Origin of the sequence: Halalkalibacter wakoensis JCM 9140, from assembly GCF_000513095.1 — a bacterium.
In the GTDB taxonomy this organism is placed as follows: Bacteria; Bacillota; Bacilli; order Bacillales; family Bacillaceae_D; genus Halalkalibacter; species Halalkalibacter wakoensis.
On the sequence record NZ_BAUT01000011.1, the window covers coordinates 75,273 to 87,495 of the forward strand.

A 12,223-nucleotide genomic window follows, 5' to 3' on the forward strand; every position below is an offset into this window, starting at 1 on the left:
AGATGAATATCATGAAATTTTCAGAACAACTTCGTCAAAAGGTAGATTCTATTTGGAATGCAAGCTTTGAACATCCATTTGTAACAGGAGTAGCCGATGGAACACTGCCAATTGAGTGTTTTTCATATTATGTTCAGCAGGATTCATATTATCTTTCAAAATTTGCCCAAGTTCAATCACTCGCAGCTGCCAAAGCACTTGATTTTGACACAACATCACGAATGGCGTTCCATGCAAAATCAACATTTGATGCAGAGCATATGTTGCATGAAGGATTTGCAAAAGACTTAGGTTTAGAAAAAAATAGTGAAGGCCACATGGCTTCTGAACCTGCCCCAACTGCTGTTGCTTATACCAATCATATGTTCTCTGCAGCATATAAAGGTTCTCTTGGTGAAGTGATTGCCGCGATTTTGCCTTGTTACTGGTTGTATTGGGAAATTGGAGAAAAGTATAAAGGTTCAACCCCTGGTCATCCTGTCTACCAAAAATGGATTGATACATACGGGGACGAATGGTTTGCTAATTTAGTAAAAGAACAAATTAATCGTCTGGATGAATGGGCCGAAAAAGCATCAGAAGAAGAAAAAGAACGAATGGAATCTATCTTTGTAACGAGCAGTAAGTATGAGTACATGTTTTGGGAGATGGCCTATACGCTTGAGAAATGGCCAGTATAATATGAAGAAACCCATTTGACTTTTGAATCAAATGGGTTTCTTTCTTTGGAATTGCAATTAGGTAACTTTAAAAACTATGTAAGATAATTTAACGTCATAAGAAATTTATAATGTGAAGTCTGTTAACATATTAATAACTTAATAAGTAAAAGCTAACTAGGGTTCCGTTTCATCAATAGATAAAAGACTGGTCCGAGAGTTGGCGGCATAGAGATATGCTACACGGAGGGAGAAAAGCCCGGGAGGTAACGTAATGATACGTTAGCTCTCTTTTTTTCTTCCCTTTCAGAAACCTCTACGTATGGATACAAGGCCAGGACGGAAGACTACTCGACATTTGTGTCTACATAGCCTGAGTAAGAAAGGTACGTGACACAATCGAGAGAAAAACAGCTAATATGGAGGAGTAACATGAGGATAAGGAATAAGCTTTTTTTAGGGTTTGGTCTAGTGCTGCTAACAGCTTTAGGTGCGTTTCTCATTGCTTATACGGCTTTGCAGGATGTCGCCAAACAATATAGGCATTTAGCTGAACAAGAAATCCAAGCATTGCATTTGGCTCAACAAATTCAGTTTGAAGATTTAACGCTTACAGATTCAGTAAGAGGAGTCATAATTGAACCTAATAATAGAGAGGAAAGAGACAGATACGACCAATATGCAATAACAATTGATGAGCATATAAACGCGGTATTGCCTCTTGTCTCAAGTGAAAGGGCAGAACAAATATTTGTTGAACTCGATCTTCATAATCAACAATTGATCGAATTAGAGGAAGAAATGCTTCAATTAGCAGGAACAAATGATGAGAGAGTATTAGAAATTTTTAATGGAGAGTATGCAGAAGTACGTCAAATTTTTAGTTCACATATTGAAGAATTTAAACAAATTCAATTAGAGTCGATTGCTTCTCAAATAGAAGTCGATGAAGCGATGATTGCTCAGAGATCGATATTCGGTATTATAGGATTAGTGGTTGCTTTAATAATTGGAGGATTGATTGCCTTTTTTATTTCTAGGCAAACAACAAAGCCTCTTACTGAAGTCGTACATAAACTAGAAGAAATTTCGAGCAATGAGGGAGATTTAACAGCTAGAATTTCAGTTAGCAGCAAAGATGAGATTGGACAGCTATCAATTGCATTTAATAAAATGTTAGATACCATTCAATCCATTCTTCAAGATGTAACGAAGGTTACAAATGACGTCGCATCATCTTCTGAGGAATTATCCGCCAGTGCCGAACAAAACGAACAAGCAACGAAACAAATCACCATGTCGATTCAAAGCATTGCCTCGGGTTCTGAACAACAATTGCTAAGTTCAGGAGATATTGAACATTCGATTATGGAGATGAGAAATGGACTCCAACAAATTGCAATTTCTTCTCAAACGGTTTCAGATTCAGCTGGGATCACAACAGAGGTTGCTGTCCAAGGAAACCGAGTTGTTCAACAAGCTGTTAATCAAATGAAATTAATTCACTCTACCGTCGGAGAAGCAAATGACAGAACAAATGATTTAAGTGATTTGACTCAGAAGATTGGCCAAATTTCAAATATGATAACAAACATTGCTGAACAAACAAATCTTCTTGCTTTAAATGCATCTATTGAGGCAGCGAGAGTAGGGGAGCATGGTAAAGGTTTTGCTGTTGTCGCTAATGAGGTGAGAAAACTTGCTGAAGAGTCTAAGAAATCTGCTGCCCAAATTACGGAGATCATTCACCAAGTATTAATCAACACGAATTTAGTTTCAAATGTGATAAAAAAAGGGGAGTCGGAAGTAAATAGTGGAATTATCTTAGTGAATGAGGCAGGAACTGCTTTTGAAGAAATTTTACAGTCGGTTAAGGAAGTTACAAAACAAATTCAGGATGTATCAATGGCTTCAGGGGACATGTCATCTGGTGTTGGACAAGTTGCGGTGGCCGTAGAAAATCTATCAGATATATCGAAACAATCTACTGCTAGTTCGCAAAATGTTGCAGCCTCATCAGAAGAACAATTAGCTTCCATTGAGGAAATTACAATGTCAGCAGAAAACCTTTCGAAAATGGCCGATCTTCTGCAAGGAACGGTAGGGAAATTTAAAATTCATGAAAAGAGCAAAGGCAATTGAATCTTGTAAGGGTAATAAAATATTAAAGGGTGTGATGCTTGTTAAGCATCTAACTGAATTGCCGTTGTTCCAAAATGTTGCTAATTCATTTTGAGAGTAAAATGGGGTTAAGGTTCTATTAAGTTGATTATTTTTAAAAGCCTAGGGTTGGTTCAAAGGTCAAAAAAACTATGAATCAACCCTTTTCCACTATCGTACCTCCCTCAACCCTTTCCCTTCAAGAATCTCCTGGACACCTTCTTCACAAACGCCATAAGCACGCCACGAACAAGTATCGCAAATCGTTTCAATATCGGAGGGGGTCACGTACTTTTGAATACTTGTCTCGATGCTATCCCAGCTTTTGACTTGGCCAATCTTGAGGTTTAGCTTTTTTAAGATAACAGCATCTCGTTCATAAATAACTGAATTTTGACAATGGTATTCACCGGAATTTGGGTATTTCAAACACAAATGATCAGGACCCTCTACAATTTGGATGATGGTGTTCGGCTCCCTTCTTAATTCCTGATGCAAGCGTGTCATATTTTCCGTGTATTCTGGAGAATAGCCCATCCCCCTATAACCAAGAAGACAAAAAAGATGGTGGCCTCTTAACTTGAACATAAGCAACACTCCTTCGTGATTGTAAACTATCATTTATCGCCGGTTAACAATTTTGATTATTATAACATAATCATAGAGTTTTTTGATGGTTCAAACTAAGGATGTATGAACATTTGTACAGCTTTTTCGTCTCATAATAAAAAATGACTAGTAACAGTTTGTATTATGCATGTAAGATACATATAAACAAAAACATAATGGCAGGCGGGGGGAGTACCATGTTTACCAAAATAGTAAATGAACATACGGAATTACGATTGTTAGAAGTTAGACATGCAGAGGAATTGTTCGAGTTAACGGATCAATCAAGAGATTACCTTAGAGAATGGTTACCTTGGGTTGACTTCACTACATCTATCGCGGATTCAAGGACATTTATCGAAGGCACTTTGGACCAATTTAGGAACAACAATGGCTTTCAAGCGGGGATCTGGTATAAAGGAAAGCTAGCAGGTGTCATTGGCTTGCATCATGTAAATTGGTCAAACAAATCAACCTCGATTGGTTATTGGTTAGGAAAAGAATTTCAAGGTAAAGGGTTAATGACGAATGCTTGTCAAGCAGTCATTGAATATTGCTTGGAAGAATTGAATTTAAATCGGGTTGAAATTCGTGCTGCAACCAAAAATGAAAAAAGTGCAGCGATTCCGCCAAAACTCGGGTTTCAAAAAGAAGGATGTCTTAGAAGTGCTGAATGGCTATACGATAAATATGTTGATCATTATGTATTTGGGCTAATTAAAAGTGACTACTTGAACAAGGGGAAGACTGAATGATGGAAGAACATCTAGTTACAATTGTGGATTTTCAAACGACGGAACATCGTACGACTTTTGTAAAATTGGTTGGTTACGATGCGGAGTCCAACAATAAGTTTGAAGGGGAAGTTAAATTTGTTGGAGGGAGACCATTTGGGGATCTCATTCACGCTGATAGATCGGCATTATCAGCTAGTTGCAGAGAATATGTACAAACGCTGTTAATTGTTAAGTATAATGAAGGGGAATTTAAGTAAGTGTGTGCAACTCACTTACTTAGTTCTCCTTTTTTCATAAAGGCAAAGATGCTTCTAGAAATAATTTTCACTAAAAAAACTAAGTAGAATGAATAAAGCCACTTCCATTTTCCTTTGAATTTTAGTGCATCTGTTTTTCGTTCGAGTAAAACTTCATAAATAGCTTGAGGAATCGAGAAAAGAATTAATTTACCTATAATCCCGGACCACTTTGAGTGATAGGTCGATTGACAGTACCAAACGGATAAGAAGGGACAAACTAAAAAATCATAAATAACATTTATTTTGAAGATTTTCGGTTTAAAACGTACAGGATATTCAATTTGCTTCGTTTCGACTAATGATTTGTCAAACAGATAATTAAATAGGCAGTTAGACAAATATAAAGAAATCCATAATTTAGATGAAGGTCTTTTAAATAAGGTGAACGAAGAAACTAGTCCAAAAACAACACCAAATCTCAAAATGAATGCTTCTATTTTCAATGAAATTCCCTCCTTTTGAGTAATAGTATAGGCAAACAAACAGAATAAATATGCATGTTTTCCTAATACAAAAAAAGAGCCACAAAGGGCTCTTTTTTACTAAATTAGTATGCTCCGTAACCCATCCAGCTTGCTCCAATAATAACAAGAAGGATAAATAACACTAAGATTAAAGCGAAACCTCCGCCGTATCCTGCTGCTGCACCCATTGTAACAACTCCTAACATATTGTATTGAGAAGCTTAACTTCACACTGTATCGTATGCGCATCGTCTTGTTTTGTTCAACTTCTGCTTTAATTTTCCGAAGCAATTAAGCGATCACATTAATTTCCTTGTCTAACCTGTTTGCTTTACGGAGATTTTATGCTCTAATAAAGGGAGGACCGTATTTATTAACGAGTTCAAGTAGTGGAAGAAGTGGGGATATAGGTTGAAAAAGTTCAAAAAATTTTACTTGGAAATTACGAGTATTTGCAATCTGGCCTGTAGTTTTTGTCCTCCAACCGAACGTCAGAAACAGTTTCTTTCGGTAGAGGATTTTTCGAAACGGCTTGATGAAATTAAACCTTATACAGATTTTATTTATTTGCATGTGAAAGGCGAGCCGTTGCTCCACCCTAAGATTGATCAACTTCTTGACATAAGTCATCAAAAGGGGTTTAAAGTCAATATTACAACAAATGGGACGTTAATTAACAAAAATAAACACAAGTTATTAAATAAACCAGCACTAAGGCAAATGAATTTTTCTCTTCATAGCTTTGATGGACATGCTGGTTCTGTCGATAAGGAAGGATATGTAGGAAGTGTTCTTTCTTTTATTAAAGAGGCAACGAGCGAGTCTGATTTAATTGTTTCGCTTAGACTATGGAATTTGACTGAAGACAATCAGACGAATGTAGAAAGACAAAGAAATCGTGAAGTGTTAGCGCTTATTGAAAAGGAATTTGATCTTGATTTTAAAATTGAAGAAAAAGTAACGCCTGGAAGTGGGGTTAAAATTGCTGAGCGAATTTATATCAATCAGGATTATGAATTTCAATGGCCTGCGTTACATGAAGAAGAGGATGATGGAAGGGGCTTCTGTCACGGTCTTAGAAATCAAGCTGGTATTTTAGCCAATGGTACAGTGATTCCTTGTTGTTTAGATGGAGAAGGGATCATTGATCTTGGTAACATTAACACGGATTCTTTTTCGAACATCATTGAAGGGGAACGAGCAAACAATCTGGTTGATGGCTTTTCAAGAAGAGAAGCTGTGGAGGAATTATGTAGGAAATGCGGGTACCGAAAAAGGTTTGGGAAATAGGCTTAGAGAAAAGGGTTGTCCTTTTGACAACCCTTTTTCATTAATACACTTTTTCTTCAATAGCAATGCCGCTCGGTTTATAGTGTATCTTAATATTTGTCATACATTCACCTGCACCAGCTTCGATTCCAACGTGTTGGGCTTTTTTTATAAGTTCGAAGACTTCATTTAGATCACCTTCTACAACTGTTTCCATTGGCCCAATATAAAATTCAAGACCCGATTCCTTGACTACATTTAGAACCTCTGGAATCATTCCATCTGTATGCATGTCTTTTCCATCTGGTAAAATTTGAAATCCGGCAGTTACAGTAGCCATTTGATCATCAGTCCTTTCTAGTTTATCGTATTTTTAAGGTCTTCCCGAAGTTGTTCTCCTGTTTTTGGTGTTGTGAGTAATGCAACGGTAGCACCAACTACGACACCTGCGACCGTTCCAAGTGCAACGCTTTGACGTTTCATAATGACCAACTCCTTTTTCTTGTTCTATTAGTTGGATACCCGTAACAATCGATGTAAAACATGAAAAGTCGATCTATCTCAAATCTTGTCGAAATAAAAATGCCACAAGCTTGAGCAACTCTACGCTTGTGGCATTTTTATTCATTTTAAATCGACTAAAATAAAACATTGGTCATCGCTCTTTTCATCTGACAGAGTTTGTTTCTGAAGAGAATCGATAATATGGTCTTTCAATTTGATTAAAGGCATAGCATCGTTATGTTCAATTAATGTGCATAATGAATCAGTTCCAAGCGGGTCGGTGACTCCGTCTGTATAAAGGAGAAGTCTACCACCATTTTTGTATGCAAACGAGCTTGTTTTAAAGTGAATGCCTTCAAATGTTCCAAGAGGAGGAGTTTTTGAAGAAAGCTCCTGAACCTGTCCGCTTTCATCTTGCCAAAAAGCTGGAGGGTGTCCGGCGTTAATATATTCAATGGTTTTTTCGTTCGTATCAATAACTAAGTTGATAGCCGTACAGTAATGCCAGGCTTCCTTGTTATTTTGAAACAAGTTATGAAGATAATGATCAAGCTCGTGCATCACGGTCTCTGTGTTAACCCCTCTTGAAATAAGTCTTTGGAACAAAGAATGAAGTGACATTGTAATTAAAGCCGAAGAAATGCCGTGTCCCATTACGTCAAGAAGAATAATCCCATAGCGGTATGAGTCGAGTTGATAAAATCCATAAATATCACCAGATAGTTTATTTGAACCTTGATAAAAAGATTCAATGTGAATGTGCTCATTTATGATTGGGTCCGTTAACGACGTTTCTTGAATTTTTCGAGCAAGTTCCAATTCTTTTTCAGTACTTTGTTTATAGGCGTGGTTTTGTTTATTTAGCTCCAGTAATTCAGCTTGTTTTTGTTTTAAGTCCTGTAAGGCTGCTTCAAGCCGACTATTCGCTTCATTTTTAGCAAGTAAAGCGGCTTCCGCTTCTTTTTTTGCTGTTAACAGTTCCTGTTCATATCTGCTTCGTTTCTGAATGGGAAATAAAACACAGTCAATTTCTATTCTGTCGCCTTTGTTTCTAGCCAGACCGTTTATGATGACGGGAATTTCTCTGCCATCTACTGATTGTAAGGACGTATGGATTTCTTCAATCTTCTTTTCAACGTTTACAAGCGGAACGAAATAGAGTTGATAAAACAGTTGCGCTGGAACAGTAAGGATGGTATTAATATGCTTTCCCTGTAGTTCCTCGCGTTGATATTGAAGCAATGTTAATAACGTTTCGTTAATGGCTAGGATAAAACCATCCTTTGATAAACTTAAAAAACCACATGGTGCGTAATTTAACTGGTCATCCATTCTTTTTGGTCACCTCTGTTTTACCCGATCATTCGACAATTGAAATTTACTTAAATACTGACGAATCGATTCAACTGTTTCTGTTGGGTGACTAATGTGAGGACAGTGTCCTGTTGCCTTCATTTTGATAAGCATACTTGAAGGCAAGTGCTGATGAAGAAAATCGCCCACGGCATTAGGTGCAATAATGTCATCGGAACATTGTAAAATTAGGGCTGGTACAGTGACGTATGGTAATTCTTTTCGATTATCAGCGAAAAATGTCGCTTCAGCGAATTGCCGAGCCATCACAGGGTCTGTTGAACAAAAGCGCTTTTCCAGATCATTCTTCACGTCTGGACGATCGGTATTATTTGTTAATGTTCCAGCGAACATTGAAGCCCAACCTATATAGTTTTTTTCCATCATGTCAAGTAACCCGTATAGTTGTTCTTTCTCAAAACCACCATAATATTTTGGTGGGTCATTTAAATAGCATGGTGAGGGGCCGATCATAATAAGGTGTGAGAAAAAGTTGGGTTGCGAAAGTGAAGCTAGCATCCCGATGATACTTCCAACAGAATGTCCAACTAAAATGGCATCCTTCATATGTAAAGCGGAGCAAACATCAAGAACATCCTGCACATATCCGTCAAGGGATTGGTACTTTTTCAAGTCATAAGCTTGTATATCTGATTCCCCGAAACCAACATAATCAAATAAAATGATTGTATACTCTTCTTCAAAAGCTGTAACGACCGATTCCCAGACGTTGGTCACAGCCAAAACCAGGAGCAAATAGCATATGCTTTTTCCCTTTTCCTCGGATTTTTACATTATTACGATGCAAAATGGTCTCATTCATAGTTTGACTCCTTCGTGTTGAACAGTAAAAAAATAGTCGTAACTCTATCATATCATTTTAAACTTTGTGAGTGGTAGATAAGATATACTAAAAAGAAAAGAAAAAGGCGAAAAGCAAGGAAATGTCGCTTTGCGCCGAGTAGAGATTTTTATTATTTATTAACTTGTTTTAACACCCCTAAGTATTCTTTCCAAGGCCCAACATCGTCTCTGTATCTCTCAGCCATAACCCGCGTAATTTGCGCTACATGGGTCAAATCATGTACGACCCAAGTGGAGATTAATTCTCTTGCTTTTACTTTGCCAAATGCAGGGTGTGTACCTGTTAATTCAAGATGCGCGTAAGAATCCATAAGGGTTTTGAGTTTTGCTAGATTTTTCATTCGAATGCTCTGAAATTGTAGCAATTTTTCTTTAATGGGTAGTGTGTTTTGTTCGTTTATGTGAGCATATCTATTAAATGGTGGAAAGGGGACAGCCTCACCTTCTTCAAGAATGATTTCTAACCTTGGAATCCAATTGTTTTTCTCCCCTTCAATAAGATGATCGATTACTTCAGAAGCGTTCCAAGTCCCATCTCCTTCATTACATGTCAGCCAACCGTATGATAATTCAGATAAAAAGGATACAAGCATCTCTGGAGTTCGTTCAAGTACTTCAATCGCTTCTTCCATCGTAAAATTCATATAGCAACTCCTGACTTTCCTATTTTTTAGTAAGATTCATTCTACAAATCTGTGTAAATCCCTTTTTTTAAAAGTAAAAGACTGCGTGAATATTCAAGTAAACTATTTATTGTCTGTACAGTAATGGTAAAATATAGAAAAAAATGAGTGGAGGTTCGAATGACACATGATAAAAAAGTGCAACAATTAGAAGAACGTATTATTAAATTGGAAAATGAAGTTTCACGGTTAAGCGGTTTGTTGCAATCCGTTGATACAAAGACGACAGTAAAAGAGGAAGACCGGGGTACGGAACTGACGAAAACACATTCTAAAAAACAAAAGCCAAAAAAAGAAGTCGATTATGAGAAATTGATTGGTCAGGTATGGATGCCTCGAATTTTTATCGTTGTGTTATTAATGGGTGTGTTGTGGGGGTTTAAAGCCCTTATTGATGTCGGCTTCATTAATGAGTTTGTTCGTGTGCTGTTAGGATATGTAGCTGCGGTCTTTTTGATTTGGACGGGTGCTAGACAATTCCGTCATAAGCGACACGCATTAGGTCAAGTTTTAATGGGTGGAGCCATTGTTGTTTTAATTTTAAGTACATTTGCTGGAAATGCTCTCTATGGTTTGATTCCTGGATTTTTAGCGTTCACTTTAAATGTAATCTGGGTGTTAGCGGGAATGTATGCGGCTCATACGTACAGCTCGCAATCAATCGCAGTGTTAGCATCAATTGCTGGTTTTTTTGTTCCTTTCTTAGTCGAGGGTACGTCACCGAACGTTTATTTGTTTGTTGGTTATGAAATATTCTTTTTTCTTGGATTGCTCTTTTTTTCTTTCATAAAGAAATATATAACTCTTTATTTTGTTTCAACCTTTTTATTGCACCTTACATTCGTTGCCTTTATGGTTATTACGGGTTTTGGGAGTGAATTAATCGTTGCTGGGGTTATCACTCAACATCTTTTCTTATTATTAGCTCTTCTGTTACGAAATGCATTTTTCGATCAGCAGAAAGTTACGCTGTTAACTAGTTTTGTTTTGACTCATATTTGGGTTGTTTCAACTGGGCATGTAGATCAAACAGTTTTTCTAATAGTTGCTTTTATAGGGTATTGTGTTGTTTCTTATATACGGAGGCAAACAGAACATGTGCATATCTTTCTACCAATAGCAACCTATAGCTTAGCGATGCTACTTGCAGATCTTTTTAGCTATGATCATTTAAGTGTGTTTTTGCTTCTTCAGGGGATGGCTGCTATTTATATGGGGCTTTATACAAGAGGAAAGTTGCAGACGATCTTTGGTTTCGTAATCCTCTTTTTTGGAGCGGCTATTGCGATCCTTACACCAATTGAACGTGTGGCTTCCTATGAGACTATATCTTGGCTTGTATTAATTGGGAGTTTGTTCGGTTTACGTGTGATCCTTAATTCGTTTCACTCGGTTTATGAGAAGTCATTTAATCGTCAAGCTATGATGACCTTTCTTTTTGGGAGTAAGTCTGTTCTGCTTCTTATTTTTATAACTCAATTGGGAATGGCTGCGACAACTGAATTTTCTTTTACCGTTCAAAATGTAACAGTATCAACATTATGGGCTTGTTACGCCATTTTCGGTGTCGTTTTAGGTGTTGTTAAAGACAGAAAGAACATTCGACTTTTAGGTATCGTTTTGTTGTTTTTAACATTGTTGAAAGTTATTTTTGTAGACATAGAAGCCATCTCAATCGTTGTTCGTGCTCTTTTGTTTATTTCTCTTGGTACAATTGGCGTAGCAATTTCAAGGTTTTTTTATAAAAAATAGCAGGGCAGAGTGTGGTGGATGCAGCATTTGTTTTTCAAATGGATCAGAAATGGTATAATCAGGACAATTACATGATTGCATAAAAAGGGGTTAAAAATGAAAACCATTCAAGATATTAAACAAACGCTCGTCCTTGATGCATCGATTGAAGACGTATGGGAGAAGGTAGCTACAGCAAACGGAATTGCTTCTTGGTTTATGGACAATGATTTTGAAGCAATTAAAGGACATGAATTTCACCTTCAATCTCCGTTTGGTCCATCACCATGTAAAGTTCTTGAGATCGAAAAACCAAATCACATTGTTTTTTCATGGGATCAAGATGGTTGGGTCGTTGAGTTTAAATTAGTTAAAGAAGACGAACATCAAACATCCTTTACTCTGGTTCATCGCGGATGGAAAGAAAATGATCAAATGGTTGAAAAAGCAAATGAGAAAAGCTCAGTGATCCGTGAAAGAATGAACCAAGGTTGGATTGGAATTCTTCAAAAGTTGAAAGAAGTGGTGGAGAAATAATGTAAGAAAAAATGCTACGAGCGAAAATTGATTATTACAAGTAAACAGCTGTCCTTTCGGTTTGGGAACCGGGAGAGACAGCTTTTTTTTGCACGTCAAAGATACGATTAAGGAATGAAAATAAGACATCACACTGAAAAGGGAGGAGAGGGCCTCTTCTGACAGGATTGGTGTTAAAAAAGAAGAAGGAGTCAGAAGAGGGTGCACCTTCTGACAGGATTGCAATGTAAAAGGATAAAAGAGTCAGAAGAGAGGTCACCTTCTGACAGAATTGCTACGAAAAAGGATAAAAGAGTCAGAAGAGAGGTCACCTTCTGACAGGATTGCAATGAAAAAGGATAAAGGAGTCAGAAG

General features: G+C 37.2%; 14 protein-coding genes, 1 pseudogene and 1 riboswitch. Of the genes and pseudogenes, 7 read left to right on the top strand and 8 right to left on the bottom strand.

Going from position 1 to position 12,223, the window contains the following annotated elements; genetic code table 11:
• Positions 1 to 11 precede the first annotated feature (11 nt).
• Positions 12 to 680 carry a thiaminase II gene (gene tenA, locus JCM9140_RS06985; RefSeq protein WP_034744237.1) on the top strand — a complete coding sequence of 223 codons (669 nt, stop codon included), beginning with the start codon at positions 12 to 14 and terminating at the stop codon, positions 678 to 680.
• A 145-nt stretch (positions 681 to 825) separates the two neighbouring features.
• Positions 826 to 927: riboswitch (guanidine-I (ykkC/yxkD leader) on the top strand.
• 164 nt (positions 928 to 1,091) lie between these two features.
• Positions 1,092 to 2,801: a methyl-accepting chemotaxis protein gene (locus tag JCM9140_RS06990; RefSeq protein WP_052002120.1), complete on the top strand. Its 1,710-nt coding sequence runs from the start codon at positions 1,092 to 1,094 to the stop codon at positions 2,799 to 2,801.
• A 189-nt stretch (positions 2,802 to 2,990) separates the two neighbouring features.
• Here the strand turns inward: JCM9140_RS06990 and JCM9140_RS06995 are convergent, their stop codons facing one another.
• Complete coding sequence (locus JCM9140_RS06995; protein ID WP_034744240.1) at positions 2,991 to 3,407, bottom strand: DUF1284 domain-containing protein; 417 nt, start codon at positions 3,405 to 3,407, stop codon at positions 2,991 to 2,993.
• 218 nt (positions 3,408 to 3,625) lie between these two features.
• On the opposite strand from JCM9140_RS06995, the gene JCM9140_RS07000 reads away from it, so the two are divergent.
• Both JCM9140_RS07000 and JCM9140_RS07005 read left to right on the top strand, forming a co-directional pair.
• The gene (locus JCM9140_RS07000; RefSeq protein WP_034744242.1) at positions 3,626 to 4,183 is read left to right on the top strand and encodes a GNAT family N-acetyltransferase; all 558 of its coding nucleotides are present in this window, start codon (positions 3,626 to 3,628) and stop codon (positions 4,181 to 4,183) included.
• Entirely contained in the window at positions 4,180 to 4,422 is a 243-nt protein-coding gene (locus tag JCM9140_RS07005; RefSeq protein WP_034744245.1) for a hypothetical protein, read from the top strand. The genes JCM9140_RS07000 and JCM9140_RS07005 overlap by 4 nt, the downstream gene beginning before the upstream one ends.
• Positions 4,423 to 4,433: 11 nt before the next feature.
• On the opposite strand, the gene JCM9140_RS07010 is transcribed toward JCM9140_RS07005, so the two are convergent.
• Together JCM9140_RS07010 and JCM9140_RS23055 are read right to left on the bottom strand one after the other, a co-directional pair.
• Entirely contained in the window at positions 4,434 to 4,907 is a 474-nt protein-coding gene (locus JCM9140_RS07010; RefSeq protein ID WP_034744248.1) for a CBO0543 family protein, read from the bottom strand.
• A 104-nt stretch (positions 4,908 to 5,011) separates the two neighbouring features.
• Entirely contained in the window at positions 5,012 to 5,116 is a 105-nt protein-coding gene (locus JCM9140_RS23055) for a YjcZ family sporulation protein (RefSeq protein WP_081727597.1), read from the bottom strand.
• A gap of 223 nt (positions 5,117 to 5,339) precedes the next feature.
• On the opposite strand from JCM9140_RS23055, the gene JCM9140_RS07015 reads away from it, so the two are divergent.
• Complete coding sequence (locus tag JCM9140_RS07015) at positions 5,340 to 6,218, top strand: radical SAM/SPASM domain-containing protein (protein ID WP_034744251.1); 879 nt, start codon at positions 5,340 to 5,342, stop codon at positions 6,216 to 6,218.
• A 40-nt stretch (positions 6,219 to 6,258) separates the two neighbouring features.
• Here the strand turns inward: JCM9140_RS07015 and JCM9140_RS07020 are convergent, their stop codons facing one another.
• The 5 genes and pseudogenes from JCM9140_RS07020 to JCM9140_RS07035 form a co-directional block, all read right to left on the bottom strand.
• Positions 6,259 to 6,537: a thiamine-binding protein gene (locus JCM9140_RS07020; RefSeq protein WP_034744253.1), complete on the bottom strand. Its 279-nt coding sequence runs from the start codon at positions 6,535 to 6,537 to the stop codon at positions 6,259 to 6,261.
• Positions 6,538 to 6,554: 17 nt separating this feature from the next.
• Complete coding sequence (locus JCM9140_RS23060) at positions 6,555 to 6,680, bottom strand: YtxH domain-containing protein (protein ID WP_081727598.1); 126 nt, start codon at positions 6,678 to 6,680, stop codon at positions 6,555 to 6,557.
• Between the two features lie 141 nt (positions 6,681 to 6,821).
• Positions 6,822 to 8,033 (bottom strand): PP2C family protein-serine/threonine phosphatase, encoded by a 1,212-nt coding sequence (locus tag JCM9140_RS07025; RefSeq protein WP_034744256.1) that lies wholly within the window; start codon positions 8,031 to 8,033, stop codon positions 6,822 to 6,824.
• 9 nt (positions 8,034 to 8,042) lie between these two features.
• A pseudogene (locus JCM9140_RS07030) lies at positions 8,043 to 8,877 on the bottom strand (alpha/beta fold hydrolase).
• Positions 8,878 to 9,028: 151 nt separating this feature from the next.
• On the bottom strand, positions 9,029 to 9,562 hold the full coding sequence (locus JCM9140_RS07035) for a DinB family protein (protein WP_034744258.1): 534 nt from the start codon (positions 9,560 to 9,562) through the stop codon (positions 9,029 to 9,031).
• A 159-nt stretch (positions 9,563 to 9,721) separates the two neighbouring features.
• Between JCM9140_RS07035 and JCM9140_RS07040 the strand changes: the two genes are divergently transcribed.
• Both JCM9140_RS07040 and JCM9140_RS07045 read left to right on the top strand, forming a co-directional pair.
• Positions 9,722 to 11,353, top strand: a complete 1,632-nt coding sequence (locus tag JCM9140_RS07040) for a DUF2339 domain-containing protein (protein WP_034744261.1) — start codon at positions 9,722 to 9,724, stop codon at positions 11,351 to 11,353.
• A 96-nt stretch (positions 11,354 to 11,449) separates the two neighbouring features.
• On the top strand, positions 11,450 to 11,869 hold the full coding sequence (locus tag JCM9140_RS07045) for an SRPBCC family protein (RefSeq protein ID WP_034744264.1): 420 nt from the start codon (positions 11,450 to 11,452) through the stop codon (positions 11,867 to 11,869).
• The last annotated feature ends 354 nt before the right edge of the window (positions 11,870 to 12,223 follow it).

Excerpts from the sequence above, each read along its gene's own strand:
- tenA (WP_034744237.1), top strand. The coding sequence starts at position 12 with ATGAAATTTTCAGAACAACTTCGTCAAAAGGTAGATTCTATTTGGAAT.
- JCM9140_RS06990 (WP_052002120.1), top strand. The coding sequence starts at position 1,092 with ATGAGGATAAGGAATAAGCTTTTTTTAGGGTTTGGTCTAGTGCTGCTA.
- JCM9140_RS06995 (WP_034744240.1), bottom strand. The coding sequence starts at position 3,407 with ATGTTCAAGTTAAGAGGCCACCATCTTTTTTGTCTTCTTGGTTATAGG.
- JCM9140_RS07000 (WP_034744242.1), top strand. The coding sequence starts at position 3,626 with ATGTTTACCAAAATAGTAAATGAACATACGGAATTACGATTGTTAGAA.
- JCM9140_RS07005 (WP_034744245.1), top strand. The coding sequence starts at position 4,180 with ATGATGGAAGAACATCTAGTTACAATTGTGGATTTTCAAACGACGGAA.
- JCM9140_RS23055 (WP_081727597.1), bottom strand. The coding sequence starts at position 5,116 with ATGGGTGCAGCAGCAGGATACGGCGGAGGTTTCGCTTTAATCTTAGTG.
- JCM9140_RS07020 (WP_034744253.1), bottom strand. The coding sequence starts at position 6,537 with ATGGCTACTGTAACTGCCGGATTTCAAATTTTACCAGATGGAAAAGAC.
- JCM9140_RS23060 (WP_081727598.1), bottom strand. The coding sequence starts at position 6,680 with ATGAAACGTCAAAGCGTTGCACTTGGAACGGTCGCAGGTGTCGTAGTT.
- JCM9140_RS07025 (WP_034744256.1), bottom strand. The coding sequence starts at position 8,033 with ATGGATGACCAGTTAAATTACGCACCATGTGGTTTTTTAAGTTTATCA.
- JCM9140_RS07035 (WP_034744258.1), bottom strand. The coding sequence starts at position 9,562 with ATGAATTTTACGATGGAAGAAGCGATTGAAGTACTTGAACGAACTCCA.
- JCM9140_RS07040 (WP_034744261.1), top strand. The coding sequence starts at position 9,722 with ATGACACATGATAAAAAAGTGCAACAATTAGAAGAACGTATTATTAAA.
- JCM9140_RS07045 (WP_034744264.1), top strand. The coding sequence starts at position 11,450 with ATGAAAACCATTCAAGATATTAAACAAACGCTCGTCCTTGATGCATCG.